This window comes from Flavobacterium terrae, assembly GCF_900142035.1.
GTDB classification, from domain to species: domain Bacteria; phylum Bacteroidota; class Bacteroidia; order Flavobacteriales; family Flavobacteriaceae; genus Flavobacterium; species Flavobacterium terrae.
The window spans coordinates 17,857-38,578 of the sequence record NZ_FQZI01000006.1 but is presented as its reverse complement, the minus strand read 5'-3'; the positions used below and the strand labels follow the sequence as shown (position 1 = coordinate 38,578).

Genomic DNA, 20,722 nt, shown 5'->3' with positions numbered 1-20,722 from the left:
TAAAAAAAACCACCCGAAGGTGGTTTTGTATTAATATAAACTAGGATATTTTGTTGGATTACTTTCATTCATCATTTCATAAACTTTTTCAAAAACGTCTTCTATCGAAGGTTTTGAAAAATAATCGCCATCAGTTCCATAAGCAGGTCTATGCGCCTTTGCAGCTAATGTTTCAGGTTGACTATCTAAATGTTTGTACCCTTTTTGTTCATCAATAATTTGTTGCAAGATAAATGCTGATGCACCACCAGGAACATCTTCATCTACAACTAACAATCGGTTTGTTTTTGCTAAAGATTTTACAATATCATGATTGATATCGAATGGTAATAATGATTGAATATCTATTATTTCAACATCAATACCTACTTCTAATAATTCTTTTGCAGCTTGCTCCACTAATCGTAAAGTAGAACCGTATGAAACTATTGTGACATCATTTCCTTCTTTAATGGTTTCAACAACACCAATTGGTGTTTTGAATTCACCAAGATTTGTAGGCATTTTTTCTTTTAGACGGTATCCATTCAAACACTCTACAATTAACGCTGGCTCATCAGTTTCTAATAAAGTGTTATAGAAACCAGCAGCTTTAGTCATATTTCTTGGTACCAAAACATGTATACCACGAATGGCATTTATAATCATTCCCATTGGAGAACCAGAATGCCATATACCTTCTAAACGATGTCCGCGAGTGCGAATGATTAGCGGTGCTTTTTGACGTCCAGCTGTTCTGTATTGAAGTGTAGCTAAATCATCACTCATGATCTGAATAGCATACAATAAATAATCTAAGTATTGAATTTCGGCAATTGGGCGAAGACCTCTCATGGCCATTCCTATACCTTGACCAAGTATAGTAGCCTCACGAATCCCTGCATCAGAAACACGAAACTCTCCGTATTTTTCCTGCATTCCTTCAAGCCCTTGGTTTACATCACCTATGTTTCCAGAATCTTCACCAAAAATTAAAGTCTCTGGATATTTAGTAAAAATAGCATCAAAATTATCACGTAAAACCAAACGAGCATCTACTTCTTCTGCTGATTCATCATAAGTAGGTTTTACTTCACCTATAGAAAACACATTGTTTTCTGATTGTGAGAATAAATGAGAACTAAATTTTGGCTGAATTTTTTCAGTATAATTTTTTACCCATGATGCTAATTCAGCTTTTCCTGATTCATTAATTACCATGCGTAAAACTTTACGACCAAGGGTGATTAAGTCTTTACGAATAGGCTCTTTTATAGCAGCTAAATCAGAAGCATATTTTTCGATAAAAATTTTATTGTCAGAATTTGAAGCAACTGAATTTAAAACAGCTACTAATTTATCTCTTTCATTTTTAATTGGATTAGTAAATTCTAACCAAGCTTTTTTCTTTCCTTCAAGAACATCTTTTTTGGCTTGATTATCAATTGCTTCTAACTCATCTTGTGTTGCTAAATTATTTTCTAATAACCATTTACGCATTTGCGCTAAACAGTCAAATTCTGCCTCCCATGCTAAGCGTTCAGCATTTTTATAACGTTCATGTGATCCCGAGGTAGAGTGTCCTTGTGGTTGTGTTAATTCATCTACGTGAATTAAAACAGGAACATGCTCTTCTCTGGCAATGAATGAAGCTTTTTGATAGGTTTCAACTAGGGCAGGGTAGTCCCATCCTTTTACTTTAAGTATTTCATATCCATTATTATCTTCGTCACGTTGAAAACCTTTTAATATTTCCGAAATATTTTCTTTAGTAGTTTGGTATCTAGCATGAACAGAAATTCCGTATTCGTCATCCCAAACACTCATTACCATAGGTACTTGTAAAACTCCAGCAGCATTTATAGTTTCAAAAAATAAACCTTCAGATGTTGAAGCATTACCAATTGTTCCCCAAGCTACTTCATTTCCTTTGTCAGAAAAATTTGTTTGATTGATACCTTCAACATTTCTGTAAATTTTTGATGCTTGTGCCAAACCTAATAAACGAGGCATTTGACCAGCGGTAGGAGAGATATCAGCACTAGAATTTTTTTGTTGGGTAAGGTTTTTCCAGTTTCCTTTTTCATCAAGTGAATGTGTTGCAAAATGTCCTCCCATTTGTCGACCAGCACTCATTGGATCAAAATCTAAGTCAGTATGACCATACAAACCAGCAAAGAATTGTTCAATGTTAAGTTGACCAATGGCCATCATAAAAGTTTGATCGCGATAATATCCAGAACGGAAATCACCATTTTGAAAAGCTTTAGCAAGAGCTAATTGAGGAATTTCTTTACCATCTCCAAAAATTCCAAATTTTGCTTTACCAGTAAGTACTTCTTTTCTTCCTAGAAGACTACACTCTCGGCTTACACGTGCAATTGTATAATCGTTTAAAACTTCTGTTTTAAAATCTTCAAAAGTCAATTCTTTTTTATCTTCCACTTGTGTCATAATGTGTACTTGTAATGATGACAAATTTAAACAAAAACACGATATATTCTAATTTTGTTGAGAAAATATTAATTGTATTTTTTTTAGTATTTGAGTCTTTTTAGCTTGTTTGAATAATGATAATTTATAAAAAATAGGTTTTTTGTAGAAAATAATCACTTAAACGATGTTTTTTGTGATTATTAAAACCATTTTCGAGTAAAAAGACTGATAAGTGTTCTAGGGCTTAATGTTACTACAAAACGTATTTTTTCTTGATAATTTCTTTCCCCAAGCTCAAATCCATTACTTGAATATACTGGAAAAAATAATTCAAAGTAACCAGGCACTAGATTTAATTGTACACCACTATCATACACAAATTTAGGATCAAATCCTTTGTTTTTGTATAATCCAGCATCTCCATATAATTGAATTGATTTCCAAACAGATGAAGTAACATTTATGCTTGTTAACCATTCATTCGCATATGGATTAACAAATTTTGATTTAAAACCACCTTCAGCGATAATGATTTGCTGGCTAAATAGACCAGAAGTTTCAGATCTTCCGTAGAAATTATAGTCAAACAAATAGTCTTTTGGTCTATCTAAACCAAAATTGAAGTATTCTGTATCCGTTTTTTTATAAAGAAAAGTTCCTGCATAAACTCTAACACCAATTTGATAGTTGCTTTCAAAAAGCTTACTATATCCACCTTCAATAATAAATTTTCCAAATTTGCTCGAAAGTTGAACATTAGTTGATAAACCATATGACCTTGCAGTTTCATTATCTCCAATACCATATCGTGTATCAAAAACTGAGTAATTTAATGGTGTTGTCTCTATTTTTTTTAATGGGTTGGGCTCTTTATTTACAACAACTTGTCTGAATGTTAGAGTTTGTCTAAAATTTTTGCGTAGATCAAGATCTCTAAATCTAAAGCTAATAAGTGGTGTAAATCTCAAATAAGCAGCATTCTGAACATAATGAAAATAAGCTCCACCTAATGAGTATCTTATTTGATATAATTTAGAGTTAGGTCTTTGTTGAGTATAGCTAACGCTGCCATCACCCGTCAAAGAACTTGTTCTGGTTGAAAAGCTAGGTCCCAAATCAATTGAAAAAGGTTTTTCTATTAAAGATCTATTGTTGAATTTAAAAGATAAAATAGCGCCATCATAGACGTTATAGCCAATTTCTGGATAATAAAAAATTTGACTATAGTTTCTGTTTTCAATATCTTTTAATAGAGTAAATTTTAGCGGTCTATTTAAAGAAAATATTCCTTTTAAAGATTTTAAATTATTTCTATTGTTTATTTCAGGTAAATCGTTGCTATTGTTTATAATCAGTTTATCTAATTCGTTTTTTGGAAATACAAGAACCGAATCGTGTTTAATATTTGGCAACCATTTTTCAAATACTAATTTTCTTTTTTTGAAACCTGATAAAGTAATTGGAACATCTCTATTTCCTTTATTTATAATACTAATCTTGATAGAATCATTTAATTTTTCTAATTCTCCAAAACCATAATCTACACTTGTTTTTGATCTAACAATATTTTCAAAAAACCAGTTTATATTTCTTTTTGAATTTTTTTGAAGGATTCCCTCAAATTGACTTAAAGTTGTTTTACTATTACCATTTAGTTGTGTAAATTCTTTAAAAGAATTTGGTACAATATTTTCTCCTAAATATTTATTTAAATATTGAAAACTTAACCCAGCTTTATATTTTCCAGAAATACGCTCATTAAATTTTATTAAGTTCTCCTTTGATTCGTCTAAACTCTGATCTAAATTTCTTCTAGCTGTAAGTAAATAAACAATTTCATATTGCTTGTTGAATTTTGCTTTTGAAAGTTGAAAGCCTTTTAGTAATTTGATTTTACCAATATTTCCTATTAAATCTAAATCTGGGTAAAATTCATTGATGTATTCAATTAATATATATGTTTGAATTGCATCAATAATATAATGATCTTTTCTGTAATCAATTTTTAAATTTTGCTTTAGATAATTATTAGAGTACGCTTTTAAAAATTCAAGTTCATATAAAAATGAATTGGGGAATGGACTCAAAAAACTTGGTAATTGATTAAGACCATATAATGGGTTTCTATCATAGTCTATTTGAGAAACCATTATTTTTTTATTTTGAGAAGAGCCTAAATAAACTTCTATAAACTTAACAACCTTGTCAATAACAATTGCCTTTTGAACTTCGGTCACTTTGTTGACTTTTAAGTTTGTTTCAATCAACATTGTTTCATTTGTAAAACTTTCAAAAGTATTTCTCTTTTCAATGGCAAAAGTATAATCGGTCAAATTTGACCCTTCAAATGTTATTGTTTTTTGAGTTGTTATTTCTTCACTTTTTTGATTCAAATTAGTGGTAATAGAATATGATTTGGGTAAAATAAATTCCGCAGCAATAAATTCAATAATTTCATTAGTTGCATCGTCTATATTTTCATTACTGTATTCTACAAAATTTCCTTTTTCATCTAAACGAGCAATATTTAAAAATGAGTCTTTTAAATAAAAATTACCTTTATTGTAACCATATCTCGTGAATTTGTCTTCTGGTATTTTTAAATTATATTCTAATTCAATATTGATAGATTCACCAGGGAGAAGTCTTTTTTCAAGTTTAATTGTGATTAAATCTATTTGTTCTTTTTTGCGTTCCCAAACCGAAGTTGTTTCATTAATTGAAACCGAATTTATTGTTGTTTTTCCTCGTTCTTTTTCTCTAGATAAATGAAAACTTCTGACATATTCGTCTGAGAGTCTCTTTCCTAAATTTGTCTTTCTATTTGAATACGATTCGTTCCAATCGTTTAAAACAATTTGTGATAAAGGTTTTTGTGAAGAATTCGTAAAAAGAATAATTTGATTAACCTTAAGTATAGGATTGATGGAATCTACTTTGACAGATAATCTAGTTTTTTGTTGACAGTGGCCAATACTAAAACTTAAAAGTAAAAAGGATAAAAGTATTTTAGAAAAAAATCTCAAGATAACAGCACTTTATATAAGTTGCAATGTAAGATTTTTATAGTTAGTTTTTTCTTTTTTAAAGAATTTCTTCAATATTCTTTCTAATGTTTTCTGCTATCTGTGCTGTTGGTAAATCGTTTTCATCATTTCCGAAAGGCTCTTCTATTTCTTCTGCAATAAGCTCTAAACTTGCTAAAACATAAAAAATAAAAATTACAACTGGTATAGTGTAATATCCAAGACTAAAAACATAACCAAATGGTAGTGTCATAACATAAAAAAAGATGAATTTTTTTAAGAAAACACTGTAGGAAAATGGAATAGGAGTGTTTTTGATTCTTTCACAAGCGCCACAAATATCTAGAAAAGATGTTAATTCTGGATTTATGAAAAGTAGATTTTCGTCAGTAAGTTTATTTTGCCTTTTTAGTTCAAATAGTTTTTTAGACATCAATTTAACCAACTGATTTGGTTTGTGCTTTTTGTGCTCTACATTAATATTGTATTCTTTAAAAAGTTCATGAGTGATTTTTTCGTCTTTAAGATGTAAATTAAGAGTTTGAGCAAAATGAGGAATTGCTTTTTTAAAGAAAATTTTATCTTCTTTTTCCGTTAAAATGGCAGATAGTTTTACAGCAAAGTTTCTGCTACAGTTAACTAGTGCTCCCCATTGTCTTCTTCCTTCCCACCAACGATCATAGGCAGTATTAGTTCTAAAAACAAGTAGAAGCGAGATTACAAAACCTAATAAGCCATGCATTATAGGAATGTTTTTTACATGACTGGTATCAGATAGTTTAAAATAATGCAATTCTAAGTAAGCAATAATTCCAGAATAAATCCCAATACCAATAATTAATGGAAATAATTCTCTAAAAGTATCTGCTTTATGAAACTTAAAAATAAAGCTAAACCAATCTTTAGGATTGTATGTAATCATTTAGTCTACTTCTTTTTGTTCTTTATAAATCCTAGTCATTTCTATTTTCTCTGGTGCATGTAATACCATTGGGAATTTTTCAATTTTAACAGAACTACTGTCTAATCCAAAGGCTTTCTCTTCTGAAAGAGAGAAATTTTTCAAGAAAAAATAAGTATTCATGACAATTTTTTCATAGTAATGCATGAAACTATCATTAGATAGGAATTTTTCAGAAAGAACAAATTTAAAGTCACCTATAATATTGTTTTTATGCAAAGATTCATATCGGCTTGTGATATCAACTTCACCATTTTGAACCATGTCTTTAATAACTTCTTTAAACATTAGATTAATTTTAGTTGGCTCTCTAAAACCTAAATTAAAATCAATTCTATATAAATCATCTTTAATGATTTCAGTTACTTTATATTCTTTGTTATAGGGTTCTCCAGTTACGTTTACATGTATAAACCAATAAATATCAGCTCTTTTTGGTCTTTTTTGTAAGATAGAGTACATGACTTTTTCTTCAATTTCATCAACTCTATTAGCATTAGTCATGTAAACTAAGTGAGTAGCATATTTTGGAATAGATAAGTCAACACTTAACTCTGCTAATACTTTTTTATAATTGTCTATTTTTACAATTTTAGTGTAATTTTTGCTGATTTTTTTAGCTGTATGCCAAATGCTCATTACAAAAATTAGTAATGCCGCTATTATTATTGTAACGTAACCACCATGAGCAAATTTATCTAAACAAGCTATTAAGAAACTAAATTCTATGGTTAAATAAACTAAGATGATTGGTATGATTAAATATGCAGCAACTCTTCTCATAACCATGTAATACATTAAAAGTAATGTGGTCATAATCATACAAAGAACTATTGCTAATCCGTATGCTGCCTCCATTTTACCTGACTCTTTGAAGTACAATACAATTCCAATACATCCGGCTAATAATAACCAGTTTATAGAAGGGATGTATAATTGTCCTTTAAGTTCAGTAGGATATTTAATTTTAACTTTTGGCCAAAAGTTTAATCTCATAGCTTCATTTATAAGTGTAAATGAACCTGAAATTAAGGCTTGAGAGGCAATTACTGCTGCCATGGTAGCAATTACAATTCCAAAAGGTTGGAACCAATCAGCCATTATTAAATAAAACGGGTTACCATTATTAGCGTCTATACTTTTTAATGTTTCACCTTGGTGCTTAATTAAAAAAGCTGCTTGACCAAAATAGTTTAAAAGTAAAGCAAGTTTTACGAACACCCAGCTAATACGTATATTTTTTCTACCACAGTGCCCCATATCAGAATATAATGCTTCAGCTCCTGTAGTACACAGGAATACGAAACCTAAAACATAAAAACCTTCAGGGTGAATATTAAGTAAATGATATGCGTAGTAAGGATTAATAGCACTAAGTACATCGATATTATGAGAAATTTGTATTACTCCAAGAACTGCTAACATTCCAAACCATATCATCATCATAGGTGCAAAAAACTTACCTACTAAACTTGTTCCAAATTGTTGAATTATAAATAGAATACAAAGTATGGCAATTACAATAGGTACAGTATCAATGCCAGGAAAGTAAATTTTTACCCCCTCTACGGCAGAAGAAACAGAAATAGGAGGGGTAATTATACCATCAGCTAATAAAGCACTACCTCCAATTATAGCAGGTATTATCAACCATTTGACTTTAGTTCTTTTTACTAAAGCATATAATGCAAATATTCCACCTTCACCATTGTTATCGGCAGAAAGCGTCATAAAAACATATTTTAATGTAGTTTGTAATGTTAATGTCCAAAAAATGGCTGAAATTCCACCTAAAACAACATCTTTGTTGATTCCGTGAGTACCAATAATGGCTTTCATTACATATAAGGGCGAAGTCCCTATATCTCCATAAATAATACCTAAAGTGATTAAAATTCCCGCTAAAGAATACTTACTATGAAGATCCTGATGACTTGAAGAACTCATTTATGATTTGATTTAAAACTTCAAAATTAGGACATTTTATTTTATCGCTAGGTGTTTTTAGTTAAAAAATATAAAGCTATTTTTACAAAATGTTGTTAATAAGTAAATTACAAAATTTGAAAAATATTATTTTAAGCTTAATTGCTTCATTTTTAATTGTTTCTTGTTCAGTTGATAAGAAGCTAATATCAGAAACTAATTTTGTTAAAGTTTCTATCGATACTCTAATTCAAGATCAAATTAGTTCAAGAGCCATATTGATTGATGGGAATAAAGTTTGGTATGCAGGAAATAAAGGTCAGTTTGGTTCTATTCCTTTATCAGATAAAGGAGCGAGGTATAAAGGAGTAATTGAAAAAAATAATTTAAATATCGAATTTAGAAGTATTGCGCAAACTTCACGCAGTATTTTTATTTTATCCGTTGCCAATCCTGCATTGCTATATAAAATAGATAAAAAGTCAAAACAAATTCGGTTAGTTTATGAAGAAAAACATGAAAAGGTTTTTTATGATAGTATGCAATTTTTAAATAATAAGGAAGGTTTTGCGATAGGTGATCCTACTGAAGATTGTCCTTCCATTATAAAAACAACTGATGGCGGTAAGACTTGGAAAAAAGTTTCATGTAACAATTTACCAAAGTTTGAAGAAGGAGAAGCCTTTTTTGCTGCGAGTAATACAAATCTGATTCTTACTGATAACGCTATGTTTATGATTTCTGGAGGTAAAAAATCAAGAGCTTTTGTCTCTGTAGATAAAGGAGAAAATTGGGAAATATATGAATCTCCAATTATTCAAGGAGGAACTATGACAGGTGCTTTTTGTGCCGATTTTTATAATGATTCTATTGGAATTATGGCTGGAGGTAATTATGAAAAACCTTTAGAAAACCTTCAAAATAAAGCGATTACAAACGATGGAGGAAAAACATGGAAGTTGGTAAGTGATAATGCAGGATTTGGTTACGCATCATGTATACAGTATGTGCCTGATAGCAATGGGAAAGGAATTGTTGAAGTGGGAGCTAATGGTATATTTTATTCGAATGATTCAGGTTTAACTTGGAAGCAATTAGCTGAGGATAAAGATTTGCTTACATTTCGATTTATAGATGACAGAACAGCTGTCGCTACGGGTAAAAATAGAATTGTAAAACTTGTTTTCAAATGATTAAAAAAGAGCCTATTAGGCTCTTTTTTAATTTCTAAATCTTCTTCTGTCTTTTATTTGTTTTAAAAGTTTTTGTTTGAATTCAATTTCTATTTGGCGTAATATTAGAATTTTTTGATTCGGAATTACTCCTTGTAGATTTCTTGCTAATTGTCTTTTATTATTTTGAATTTCGGTTTCTAATCTTTCATCTTCATCAATCAATTGAGCAGATTCTTTTTCAGATAAATTAGCTGCATTTTCTGGGCGTAATTTAAACATTAACTTGCGTTTTTCCCTGTTTAATTCTGTTTGTTTATCATCAAATTGATTAAAAAGTGGCCAAAATTTTTGTGCTTCTTCAGGTGTTAATTCTAATCTATCAGATATATAAGCCACACGAAGAGCCTTGATTCTTTCAATTTTCTCATCCATTTCTTGGCTAAAAATCAAAGTAGGAAATAACAAGAATAGTATAGTAATAAATTGTTTCATCTTAATTTAAGTATTCATTTATATAAGTTTCTGTTTTAGAATCAAAGTTGTTTATCTCTGTTTCTAAATTTGATAAGTCCTCTTCGGTTAGATGCTTTGCAATATCCTCTGTTGTAATTTCATTTCCATATGCAAGGTAATCTTGTGCGAACTCTATTGTTTCATTTTTTTGTTGTTCAAAATACATCCATGTTCCAATAGAAACAATTAGAGCTGCTGCCATTCCAGATATCCATACTGATTTGCGTCGCCAAATAGAAATTACTTTTGAAGAAGAAGTTTCTTCATTTTCAATTCGCTGCATTAATCGATCTTCGAATGAGTCGAAATAGTTATCAGGTATTTTAAATCCTGATTCTATTTTTTTATCGTTTTCTAAATCTATCTTTTTCATATAAGTTTGACAAAATTAATCACTAAAGGTTTAATTTGAATTTAAAAATTCTTCAATTTTTTTTACTGCATGGAAATAGGATGCTTTTAATCCTCCTACCGATGTTTGTAAAATCTCACTAATTTCTTCGTATTTCATTTCTTCAAAATACTTCATTTTAAAAACTTGTTGTTGTTTTTCAGGAAGAGTAGTTACAGCTTTTTGAAGTTTTAATTGAATTTCATTTCCGTCATAATCTACATCAGCTTCAAGGTTTTTAACCAATCTTTCTTTCAATTCTTCATTTGTAACGCCTGATTTTTTAGCTCTCGAATTGATAAAGTTTATCGCTTCATTTGTTGCTATACGATACATCCATGAATACAATTTACTTTCTCCTTTAAAGTTTTTTAGGTTTTGAAAAACTTTCACGAAAGTATTTTGCAAAACATCATCAGCGTCATCGTGATTTAAAACCATATTTCGAATATGAGCATACAAAGGGCGTTGATATTCGCGTACTAATTTTCGAAACGCTTCGTTTTGCGTTTTAGGGTTAAGTAATTCTAGAATAAAGCCTTTTTCGTCTTCCAATTGAAGTAATTTATACTATAAGACTAAAGATATTTAAAAAGGTTTAATTTAAAATAAAAACTTTGCACCTTTGCATCTCAAATTTTGATAAACTGAATCATGATTAAAACTGTAATTTTTGATATGGATGGCGTAATTGTAGATACAGAACCTGTGCACAAGTATGCTTATGATCAACATTTTAAAGAATTGAATATTGAAGTTTCTGAGGAAATGTATGCTACATTCACAGGAAATTCTACTCGAAATGTTTTTCAAAAATTGAAAGCTCATTTTAATCTAGATCACGATGTTGAAGAATTAATTTTAAGAAAACGCCATTTATTTAATGATGCGTTTGACACTAAACCAGATTTAGAGTTAATCGATGGAGTTTTCGATTTAATTAAAAGGTTGCATGATAATAAAATACAATTAATTTTAGCTTCATCAGCATCAAATAGCACCATTAATAGAGTTTTTAACCGATTTAGTTTAAATCAATATTTCACTCATAAAGTGAGTGGTGAAGATTTTCCAAAATCTAAACCAGATCCCGCAATTTTTTTGCATGCAGCATCTCTTTCAGAAGCACCAAAAGGAAATTGTATTGTTATTGAAGATAGTACAAATGGAGTTAGAGCAGCAAAAGCAGCTGGAATTTATTGTATAGGATACGATAGCTTAAACTCAAAACACCAAGATTTATCTGAAGCTGATTTATTAATTACTGATTTTAAAGAATTCGATTTTAGATTAATCCATTTGGATTAAAATTTAAGTTAAAGCCTCTTTATAAGTTAGTAAGCATTTTTCTCTAGCAGCTTTATGATCAACCATTGGCTCTGGATAGTATTTAGTTTCTAGTTCAGGTACCCACTTTTTGATATATTTTAAATTCTTATCGAATTTTTTTATTTGTTCTGTTGGATTGAAAATTCTAAAGTAAGGCGCTGCATCGACACCACTTCCTGCTGCCCATTGCCAGTTTCCAATATTGCTTGATTGTTCGTAATCTAAAAGTTTGTTGGCAAAATAGGCTTCACCCCAACGCCAATCGATGAGTAAATGTTTGCACAAAAAACTTGCTACAATCATTCGAACACGATTGTGCATATGTCCGGTTGCATTTAATTCACGCATTCCTGCATCAACAAAAGGATACCCAGTTTTTCCTTCACACCATTTTCTAAATTTTATTTCATCATTTTCCCATTTGATGTAATCGTATTTTTCTTTAAAACTTTTGTTAATAGTATGCGGAAAATACCAAAGGATTTGCATGAAAAATTCTCTCCAAATTAATTCATTTAAAAATGTTTGGTTTTGATATTTTAAAGCATGAATTACCAGTTTACGAATAGAAACTGATCCAAACCGTAAGTGTGGAGCTAATCGTGAAGTCCCTTCTATTGCTGGAATATTTCTGGTATCCTGATAATTATAGATTAGTGAATCTTTAATATTATATTCAGGTACTCTAATATTTGACTTTTCAAATCCAATATCTCCTAGAGATAAAAAAGGGTAATTGTGTTCTGAAATTTTTTCCAAATAATTTTGAGATGGATAATTTTGAATTGGTGTTTTACTTAATTTTTCTTTCCAACGTTTTGAATAGGGTGTATAAACTACGTAAGGATTTCCATCATCTTTAACAATTTCACTTTTTTCAAAAATTACTTGGTCCTTACAAGTTTTAAAGGCAATTCCTTTTAATCTAAAAAAATTATTTAGCTCTTTATCTCTCTTTCTGGCATAAGGCTCATAGTCATGATTTGTATAAACTGATGATATTTTATTTTCAGTTATAAGCTTTTCAAATACCTCAATTGCTTTTCCATAAAATACGGCCAAAGATTTTCCGTTCGTTTTTAATTTTTTTTGAATTCCTTCAAGTAATTCATGAATAAATGTAACTCTTGGATCTGTGTTTTCTAGTTGAGAAAGAATACTAGTGTCAAAAATAAAAATTGGCAGAACCTTTTCATTTTCAAATAATGAATGAAAGAGTCCTACATTGTCCTCTAATCGTAAATCACGTCTAAACCAGAAAATTGTCATAATTTGCCAAATAATTCTATTAATTTTTGTTTTCTAAATGCAAAAATCTCTTCAAGTTTAGGTCTGACAATTAAAGGATGAAAAAGTTGACCTAATATTCCAAATGGAACTTTATAATGTACAATATCTTCCATTAAAACCCCATTTTCAATTGCTGTAAAAAAATGTTTATGATGCCAAAAAGAGTAAGGACCAAATCTTTGTTCATCTACAAAGAATTTTTTATCATCAACATGAGTTATTTCAGTAACCCATTGCATATTGATAAAAGGGAAAGGTGATATTTTATATTGGATAATTTGGCCGGCAAACATATCTTTATCATCTCCAGAAATTGTTTTGAATTTCATAGAATCTGGAGTTATAGTATTTAAATTTTTAGGATTGCTAAAAAAAGTCCATGCCTCATTTAAGGAGATAGGAAGTTTTTGTACTGTATGTAATGAGTATAGTTTCAAAGCAAATAAATGTTTAACAAAAATAAAAAATAATTAAACAAAAAAGTTTTATTTTTATAGTTTTATTAACAATAAAAAAATACTCATAAACTATCTTTGGAATAATTAAAAAAACAAACAAAATGATACGATTTATAATTGCAATCGCAGTATTTATTGCCTCTTTTTCATTAGAAGCGCAAATTAAGGTTCCTCAGGCAAGTCCAAAATCAACTTTGATTCAAACTGTTGGACTAACTGATATTGAAATTGAATATTCTAGACCAAGTGCTAAAGGTCGAGTAATATATGGTGATTTAGTACCTTTTGGTAAAGTTTGGAGAACGGGAGCAAATGCTAATACAACTATATCTTTTTCTGATGATGTAGTTATTAACGGAGCGACATTAAAAAAAGGGAAATATGCTCTTTATACTATTCCGAAAGCTGACGAATGGGAAATTTTATTTTACACAGATACTAATAATTGGGGTAATCCTGAAAAATGGGATGATAGTAAAGTAGCAATCAAAGCTTCAGCCAAGACAGAAATATTGAACAGACATGTCGAGACTTTTACAATAGGAATAAATAATACAGATAATAACTTTGCAAATTTAGAATTTGCATGGGAGAAAACACTAGTAGCTTTAAAATTTGAAGTTCCTACTCAAAAGGTGGCAATGGCTAGTATTGATAAAACATTATCTGGTCCATCAGCAACAGATTATTATTCTGCAGCACAATATTTCTTTCAGACTAATGGAGATTTAAATAAAGCATTATCTTATGCTACCAAAGCTTATGATATGCATGAGAAAAAACCTTATTGGTACTCTCGTTTAAAATCTCAAATACAAGCTAAATTAGGTGATAAAAAAGGGGCATTAGAAACAGCTAAAATTTCTTTAGAAGCTGCTAAAGCTGCCAATAATACTGATTATGTTAAAATGAATGAGGATAGCATTAAAGAGTGGAGTAAAAAATAATTCTAGAAATATTATAAATAACAAAAAGCCTAAGTTTTCTTAGGCTTTTTTGTATGATTTATTTTAGGAATTGAATGTTAACTAATATAATTCCAAATATTTTTCTTTTTTCCAAGTTCAATAAAAACTTCTCGAAGTTTTTGATGCTCTGGTTTTGTCATAGATGGATCTTCTTTAAGTAATTTTATAGCATAATGACGTGCCATTTGTAAGATATCTTTATCTTTGACCAAATCAGCAATTTGAAGGTTTAACACACCACTTTGTTGTGTTCCCATAATATCACCAGGGCCACGTAGTTTTAAATCTACTTCTGCAATTTCAAAACCATCATTTGTTTTACACATAGTTTCCAAACGTGTTTTGCTATCACTACTCAATTTATGTCCAGTCATTAAAATACAATAACTCTGTTCTGCACCACGTCCCACACGACCACGTAGCTGATGTAATTGTGAAAGACCGAAGCGTTCGGCGCTTTCAATGATCATCACAGATGCATTCGGAACATTGACACCAACTTCAATTACTGTAGTGGCAACCATTATATTTGTTTTTCCTTCAGAAAAACGTTTCATTTCTGCATCTTTTTCAGCAGGTTTCATTTTTCCATGAACCATAGAAACAGAATATTTTGGTAAAGGAAAATCGCGAGAAATGCCTTCGTAACCATCCATTAAATCTTTATAATCCAAGGTTTCTGATTCTTGAATTAAAGGATAAACAATATATATTTGGCGTCCTTTTTCGATTTCATCACGAATAAATTTCCAAACTTTTAGTCGGTTACTATCATAACGATGTACGGTTTGAATTGGTTTACGTCCTGGAGGTAATTCATCAATAACTGAGATATCTAAATCACCATACAAACTCATAGCCAACGTACGTGGAATAGGAGTGGCGGTCATGACCAAAACATGTGGTGGAATATCGTTCTTTTTCCAAAGTTTGCTTCTCTGTTCAACACCAAATCGGTGTTGCTCATCAATAATGGCAAGTCCAAGATTTTTAAACTGAACCTTATCTTCCAACAAAGCGTGGGTTCCAACAATGATATGTAAAGTGCCATTTTCTAATTCTTCGTGAATGATTCTTCTATCAGCAGTTTTGGTTGATCCTGTTAATAGTTTTATATTTATTCCAAGTGGCTCAGCTAATTCTGAAATTCCATTAAAATGTTGGTTTGCTAAGATTTCAGTTGGTGCCATTATACACGCTTGGAATCCATTATCAATTGCTAATAGCATACTCATTAATGCTACAATTGTTTTTCCAGAACCCACATCACCTTGCAATAAACGATTCATTTGTGCCGGATTTCCTAAATCGTTACGAATTTCTTTTAATACTTTTTTTTGAGCATTGGTTAAATCAAAAGGCAAATGATTATTGTAAAATTCATTAAAATAATAACCTACATTTTCAAACGCATGTCCTTTAATTTTATGTTTCCGAATAAGATTTTTAGAAATTAATTGAAGCTGAATAAAGAACAACTCTTCAAACTTTAATCTGTATTGAGCCTTTGCTAAAAGTTCTTGGCTTTTTGGGAAATGAATATTAAATAATGCGGCATTTTTTGGAATGAATTGTAGTTCTTCTAAAAGATATCCAGGCAAGGTTTCAACAAACAAAGCATGTGTTTCCACAAATAGCTGTTGCATGATTTTATTAATAACCTTATTTGATATGCCTTTGTTAGCTAACTTTTCTGTTGATGGATAGACAGGTTGCATAGCACTTCGAAGGCTTGCTTTGTGATCCTCCAACAACTCCATTTCTGGATGAGGCATGGAATATTGACCATTAAAATGATTGGTTTTCCCAAAAATTACATACGGAACATTAATTTTTAGACTTTCACGAATCCATTTAATTCCTTGAAACCAAACTATTTCTATTTCCCCAGTATCATCAATAAACGTTGAGCTTAGTCGCTTCTTTCCTTTTCCAAATTCGACAGTTTTTACATGAATTATTTTACCAACGATTTGAACTTCGCTATTGCTAGGAACAAGTTCGTTTACTTTATAATATCTTGTCCTATCAATGTATCGATTAGGGAATAGATTTATTAAATCTCCATATTTATGAATGCCCAATTCCTTGCGTAATAATTCACCACGCTGCGGACCAACGCCTTTTAGGTATTCTATTGGGGTTTCAAGGAGATTGTTTTGCATTAAATTAATCTATTTCATTTAACAAATCAGCAATTAGTTTGTCGGCAACAGGAGTGTTCATTTTTCTTAATTCCTGAATTATTTTTTCTTTATCTTCTTTAGTATTTTGAATTACTTTTTTCTCAAATCCTTCTTTTTTAGCATTGCTAAAAAAAAGTTCATCTGTCCATTCGTTTCTTATTCCGTCAATGACCAAATGAATTCGATCTTCATTTCCTCTATTGGCAACAGAATGGGTGAAATTTGCATTGATATACCAGCATTCTCCTTCGTTCATTATTAATCGTTCGTTGTCTAAAATGAATTCTACATCACTGTTTGTGATTACAGGTATATGTATTCTAAAAAAGCCATCTTCATAGCCAAGACAATAATCTTTATGTGGTTTTATTTCGGCACCAACGGATAATTTAAGAAGTCTAACAGAAGTTTTTTGAAACTTAAATCGATTAATGACTTCTTTAAAGTTTGGGCAAGAATCTAAAATTTCTGTAAAAGTTACTTCATCATTATTTGATGGTAAAGCATAAATATTATCCGATTTTCCTCCTTGAGACATGAGTGCAATAGAAGACCAATCTCCATTATAATCATTGGTGTTATAATGTTTAACCCAATTATTAGACATAATAGTATTGAAATCGTTTTTCAACGCATCTATATCAAATGTGATAGGGAACTTTATGTATCGAACAAGCTCAGTCATATTTTAGTCTCTTAACCATTTTATCATTTTTGGAAATGTGTTACTTGCATCATTGGTTTCTTTTGAAGCAAGTCCCATCCATTCTAAAAGAGGTAATCCAATATAATTTCCTTTAGAATAATTTTCTATCAACCATTCAGATTGATTTTTATATCCGTTGGGATGAAATACGTAATCAATTGGAAGTTGTAAGTGTTCTGAAGCTAAAAATGACCATAACATTGTTGCTATTTCATCACCTTGGGTTGGCCATTCTTCAGGCATTTTATTGGTGCCAATTAAAGCTCTATCTGCACTAGTTGTAACAGCTAAATGACCTGCTTCATGTAATATATCTCCTGGATAAAGAAGCTTGTCAAAATCTACTTCTAAACAATTAGGTCCAATAGATAATCCCGGCAAAAAAGTATCTGTAGGAAGTTCTTTCTCAACAACACTAATACCTATACTATGTAAGAAGTCTAGAATTATTTTTAACTCTTTTGTTTCTTTAATTGTTTCCATTGTGTCTAATTAGGAATTAAATCAACATACCAAAATCCATAATCAAAAGCAGTGTCATCAGTGTCACAAGCTGAATTTGAAACTGAACTTTTAGGTTTTTCATATTTACGATGCACAATTTCTCCTATTTCAAATTGAATTGGATTTGAAAATATTGGTCCATCAAAAGTAAAAGTATGAAATTCTCCGTTTTCTCCACAAACATCAACATTAGATGGTAAATCATTAATAAATTGTTGATCGATGACTCTTCCAACAAAACTTTTGTCTAAATATTTTTCATTCACACAAGTTACAATGGTTTTAAAACCGAGAGCAATAAATTCTTGGATTAATGCTGTGGTGTCTATTTTCCAAAGTGGGAAAACTCCAGTGAATCCAATGGTTGTTAGCTTATCTTCACGATATTTACGTAAATCTTCCAAAAAAATATCTCCGAAAATAGAATGACTAACACCTTCTTTTTTAAAATTGTTTAAAGTCGTTTTCATAATGTCTTCATAGATTTCCATAGAAGGCATTTCTGGGATTTCCATTTTATGTAAAGGCAAGCCAATACTTTTTGCTTGTTCTTCTAACAATTCAGCACGAACACCATGCATCGAAATACGATTATAATGACTGTTTACACTAGTTAAAAGTGAATGAATTTGGTAATCATTAGATTGGAGTACTTTATATAAGGCTAGGGCAGAATCCTTGCCACTACTCCAGTTAAAAATGGCTTTTGGTTTCAAATCTTAAAATTTAGCGTAAACTTACAAAAAGTCGGAAAATCCAACTATTTTTGAGACATACAAAATGATATATGCGTTATATTTTTCTATTACTATCGATAACTGTTTTTGGACAGCAATTTAAAAAGGTTGATTTTACTAAAATGAATGCTCAAGTGAGTTTATATCCTTCTGAAAAATTAATTTCTGGAAGTGTTCAATACGATTTTGAAGTAAAACAAACTATCGATACTATTAAGATTGATGCAAAGAACATGGAAATCACAGATGTGAGTATCAATGGAGTTGTAGTTCCTTTTAAGAATACAGGAAAGACTCTTAATCTTTTTCAAGGTTATCAAGTGGGCAAAAACGCTATTACTTTTTTGTATTCAGCAAAACCTAAACAGACTTTGTATTTTGTAGGATGGGATTATTCTAATGGAGTACAACAAATCTGGACACAGGGTCAAGGGAAATATACATCACATTGGTTGCCTAGTTTTGATGATGTAAATGAAAAAGTAATTTTTAACCTTTCAATAGCTTTTAATCCTTTTTATAAGGTTGTTTCTAATGGAAAATTAATTAGTGCGACTATGAACGAAAAGGGTAGTGCTAAAGTTTGGAAATATGAGATGCAAAAGCCAATGTCTTCTTATTTGGTAATGCTTGCAATTGGCCAGTTTGATTATAAAACGTTATATACTGCTTCAAAAGTTCCCATAGATCTTTATTACAAACCGGAAGATGCTGATAAATTTAGCGCTACATATAAATATTCTAAAGAGATTTTTGATTTTCTGGAAAAGGAAACATGCTTTAAGTATCCATGGGAAGTCTATAAGCAAATACCAGTTCATGATTTTTTATATGCTGGAATGGAAAATACAACGGCGACTTTATTCTCTCAGGATTTTGTGGTTGATGAAACTGGATTTAATGATCAAAATTATATCAATGTAAATGCTCATGAGTTGGCACATCATTGGTTTGGTGATTTGATTACTGCAAAAGAGGGAAAACACCATTGGTTGCAAGAAGGTTTTGCAACGTATTATGCTTTATTAGCCGAGAAGGAATTGTTTGGGGATAATCATTTTCAATATGAATTATTAAAGAATGCTGAAGAAATAAAAAAAGCTTCTAAGTATGATACCATCCCAATTTTAAATGAAAAAGCAAGTTCATTATCATTTTACAAAAAAGGAGCTTGGGCTTTGCATTATTTAAGAGAATCAATAGGTGCTAAAAATTTTCAAAAAGCGATTAAGAATTATTTAAAAAAATATCAATTTAAAATGGTTGAAACTAATGACTTTCTTGCTGAGATAAAAAAAGTTTCACCAAAGTTTGATACTACTAAATTTAAAACCGAGTGGCTTGAATCAAAATCGTTTGATGTTCAAACTGCTGTTGCTTTGATGAGTAAGAACAAGGTTATGAAGCAATATTTTGAATTGCAAAAGATGCAGAATCAGTCCTATGAAAACAAGAAAAATTTATTTTTAACTGTTTTAAAATCAAATGATTATTTTATCTTGTCTCAAGAAGTAATTTATCAACTGATTGATGTTCCTTTTGAGCAGAAAAAAGAATTATTGCAATTGGCAATGAAGACAAATAATTTAAAAATCCGTCAAGCTATTGTTGAATCAACTAAACAAATTTCTAAAGATTTTAAAACAGAATATGAAAGCTTATTGAATGACAATTCGTATTTGACAAAAGAAATTGTTTTCCAACAATTGTATGAACAATTCCCTGAGGATAGAACCAAATATTTATCAGCTACAGAGAATGTAATTGGCAATAATGATAAAAGCTTTAGAACAATTTGGTTGCTATATGCATGTTTAGATAAAACCTTTAAACCTGAAGAAAAGCCAAAATTTTATGATGAATTGCTAAATTATGCATCAACTCAATTTGAAGCTACAGTCCGTAAAAATGCTCTCGAAATGCTTTTGCAAATAAATCCAACAGATGAAAAAGTACTAACCTCATTGGTTAACGCAACTACACATCATAAATGGCAGTTTGTAGCTTTTGCTAAAAATACAATTCGAGGTATGCTCAAAAAGGAGAAGTTCAAACAGGCATTCACTACTTTGCTACCAAATCTTCCTGAAAGAGAACAAAACTTTTTGAAAGGTGAATTAAAATAAAAAGTCTCCTC

General features: G+C 30.3%; 17 protein-coding genes. 4 read left to right on the top strand and 13 right to left on the bottom strand.

What is annotated here, in order from left to right; all coding sequences use genetic code 11:
* Nucleotides 1-30: 30 nt before the first annotated feature.
* The 4 genes from BUC09_RS13245 to BUC09_RS13230 form a co-directional block, all read right to left on the bottom strand.
* Nucleotides 31-2,433 (bottom strand): alpha-ketoacid dehydrogenase subunit alpha/beta, encoded by a 2,403-nt coding sequence (locus tag BUC09_RS13245; protein WP_073312090.1) that lies wholly within the window; start codon nt 2,431-2,433, stop codon nt 31-33.
* Nucleotides 2,434-2,615: 182 nt separating this feature from the next.
* Nucleotides 2,616-5,441, bottom strand: coding sequence for a gluzincin family metallopeptidase (locus BUC09_RS13240; RefSeq protein WP_234972659.1), 2,826 nt, complete (start codon nt 5,439-5,441; stop codon nt 2,616-2,618).
* A 58-nt stretch (nt 5,442-5,499) separates the two neighbouring features.
* On the bottom strand, nt 5,500-6,363 hold the full coding sequence (locus BUC09_RS13235; protein WP_073312089.1) for a bestrophin family protein: 864 nt from the start codon (nt 6,361-6,363) through the stop codon (nt 5,500-5,502).
* Nucleotides 6,364-8,349, bottom strand: coding sequence for a KUP/HAK/KT family potassium transporter (locus BUC09_RS13230; RefSeq protein WP_073312088.1), 1,986 nt, complete (start codon nt 8,347-8,349; stop codon nt 6,364-6,366).
* Nucleotides 8,350-8,465: 116 nt separating this feature from the next.
* Between BUC09_RS13230 and BUC09_RS13225 the strand changes: the two genes are divergently transcribed.
* On the top strand, nt 8,466-9,521 hold the full coding sequence (locus BUC09_RS13225; RefSeq protein ID WP_073312170.1) for a beta propeller repeat protein: 1,056 nt from the start codon (nt 8,466-8,468) through the stop codon (nt 9,519-9,521).
* Nucleotides 9,522-9,548: 27 nt separating this feature from the next.
* Here the strand turns inward: BUC09_RS13225 and BUC09_RS13220 are convergent, their stop codons facing one another.
* From BUC09_RS13220 to BUC09_RS13210, 3 genes are read right to left on the bottom strand one after another with little or no spacing between them, the layout of a single operon-like run.
* On the bottom strand, nt 9,549-9,995 hold the full coding sequence (locus BUC09_RS13220) for a hypothetical protein (RefSeq protein WP_084127256.1): 447 nt from the start codon (nt 9,993-9,995) through the stop codon (nt 9,549-9,551).
* 1 nt (nt 9,996) lies between these two features.
* A complete protein-coding gene (locus BUC09_RS13215) occupies nt 9,997-10,389 on the bottom strand; it encodes a hypothetical protein (protein ID WP_073312086.1) in 393 nt (130 codons plus the stop codon).
* 30 nt (nt 10,390-10,419) lie between these two features.
* A complete protein-coding gene (locus BUC09_RS13210) occupies nt 10,420-10,962 on the bottom strand; it encodes an RNA polymerase sigma factor (RefSeq protein ID WP_073312085.1) in 543 nt (180 codons plus the stop codon).
* A gap of 99 nt (nt 10,963-11,061) precedes the next feature.
* On the opposite strand from BUC09_RS13210, the gene BUC09_RS13205 reads away from it, so the two are divergent.
* Entirely contained in the window at nt 11,062-11,715 is a 654-nt protein-coding gene (locus BUC09_RS13205) for an HAD family hydrolase (RefSeq protein ID WP_073312084.1), read from the top strand.
* A gap of 3 nt (nt 11,716-11,718) precedes the next feature.
* Here BUC09_RS13205 and BUC09_RS13200 read toward each other — a convergent pair whose 3' ends face one another.
* Nucleotides 11,719-13,005, bottom strand: a complete 1,287-nt coding sequence (locus tag BUC09_RS13200) for a cryptochrome/photolyase family protein (RefSeq protein ID WP_073312083.1) — start codon at nt 13,003-13,005, stop codon at nt 11,719-11,721.
* Entirely contained in the window at nt 13,002-13,463 is a 462-nt protein-coding gene (locus BUC09_RS13195; protein WP_073312082.1) for an SRPBCC family protein, read from the bottom strand. Before BUC09_RS13195 ends, BUC09_RS13200 begins: the two co-directional genes overlap by 4 nt.
* Before the next feature lie 122 nt (nt 13,464-13,585).
* Here BUC09_RS13195 and BUC09_RS13190 point away from each other — a divergent pair, with 122 nt between their 5' ends.
* Nucleotides 13,586-14,431: a DUF2911 domain-containing protein gene (locus BUC09_RS13190; protein ID WP_073312081.1), complete on the top strand. Its 846-nt coding sequence runs from the start codon at nt 13,586-13,588 to the stop codon at nt 14,429-14,431.
* A 77-nt stretch (nt 14,432-14,508) separates the two neighbouring features.
* On the opposite strand, the gene recG is transcribed toward BUC09_RS13190, so the two are convergent.
* Genes recG through BUC09_RS13170 form a run of 4 tightly spaced genes read right to left on the bottom strand, consistent with a single transcriptional unit; the run spans nt 14,509 to nt 18,564 of the window.
* Nucleotides 14,509-16,617: an ATP-dependent DNA helicase RecG gene (gene recG / locus BUC09_RS13185; protein WP_073312080.1), complete on the bottom strand. Its 2,109-nt coding sequence runs from the start codon at nt 16,615-16,617 to the stop codon at nt 14,509-14,511.
* 4 nt (nt 16,618-16,621) lie between these two features.
* Nucleotides 16,622-17,323, bottom strand: a complete 702-nt coding sequence (locus BUC09_RS13180) for an aspartyl/asparaginyl beta-hydroxylase domain-containing protein (RefSeq protein ID WP_073312079.1) — start codon at nt 17,321-17,323, stop codon at nt 16,622-16,624.
* Between the two features lie 3 nt (nt 17,324-17,326).
* A complete protein-coding gene (locus BUC09_RS13175; protein WP_073312078.1) occupies nt 17,327-17,827 on the bottom strand; it encodes a hypothetical protein in 501 nt (166 codons plus the stop codon).
* Between the two features lie 5 nt (nt 17,828-17,832).
* Complete coding sequence (locus tag BUC09_RS13170) at nt 17,833-18,564, bottom strand: Dph6-related ATP pyrophosphatase (protein WP_073312077.1); 732 nt, start codon at nt 18,562-18,564, stop codon at nt 17,833-17,835.
* A 71-nt stretch (nt 18,565-18,635) separates the two neighbouring features.
* Between BUC09_RS13170 and BUC09_RS13165 the strand changes: the two genes are divergently transcribed.
* Entirely contained in the window at nt 18,636-20,711 is a 2,076-nt protein-coding gene (locus BUC09_RS13165) for a M1 family metallopeptidase (RefSeq protein ID WP_073312076.1), read from the top strand.
* Nucleotides 20,712-20,722: the final 11 nt, after the last annotated feature.

Excerpts from the sequence above, each read along its gene's own strand:
- BUC09_RS13190 (WP_073312081.1), top strand. The coding sequence starts at position 13,586 with ATGATACGATTTATAATTGCAATCGCAGTATTTATTGCCTCTTTTTCA.
- BUC09_RS13165 (WP_073312076.1), top strand. The coding sequence starts at position 18,636 with ATGCGTTATATTTTTCTATTACTATCGATAACTGTTTTTGGACAGCAA.
- BUC09_RS13200 (WP_073312083.1), bottom strand. The coding sequence starts at position 13,005 with ATGACAATTTTCTGGTTTAGACGTGATTTACGATTAGAGGACAATGTA.
- BUC09_RS13245 (WP_073312090.1), bottom strand. The coding sequence starts at position 2,433 with ATGACACAAGTGGAAGATAAAAAAGAATTGACTTTTGAAGATTTTAAA.
- BUC09_RS13230 (WP_073312088.1), bottom strand. The coding sequence starts at position 8,349 with ATGAGTTCTTCAAGTCATCAGGATCTTCATAGTAAGTATTCTTTAGCG.
- recG (WP_073312080.1), bottom strand. The coding sequence starts at position 16,617 with ATGCAAAACAATCTCCTTGAAACCCCAATAGAATACCTAAAAGGCGTT.
- BUC09_RS13215 (WP_073312086.1), bottom strand. The coding sequence starts at position 10,389 with ATGAAAAAGATAGATTTAGAAAACGATAAAAAAATAGAATCAGGATTT.
- BUC09_RS13180 (WP_073312079.1), bottom strand. The coding sequence starts at position 17,323 with ATGACTGAGCTTGTTCGATACATAAAGTTCCCTATCACATTTGATATA.
- BUC09_RS13220 (WP_084127256.1), bottom strand. The coding sequence starts at position 9,995 with ATGAAACAATTTATTACTATACTATTCTTGTTATTTCCTACTTTGATT.
- BUC09_RS13205 (WP_073312084.1), top strand. The coding sequence starts at position 11,062 with ATGATTAAAACTGTAATTTTTGATATGGATGGCGTAATTGTAGATACA.
- BUC09_RS13235 (WP_073312089.1), bottom strand. The coding sequence starts at position 6,363 with ATGATTACATACAATCCTAAAGATTGGTTTAGCTTTATTTTTAAGTTT.
- BUC09_RS13175 (WP_073312078.1), bottom strand. The coding sequence starts at position 17,827 with ATGGAAACAATTAAAGAAACAAAAGAGTTAAAAATAATTCTAGACTTC.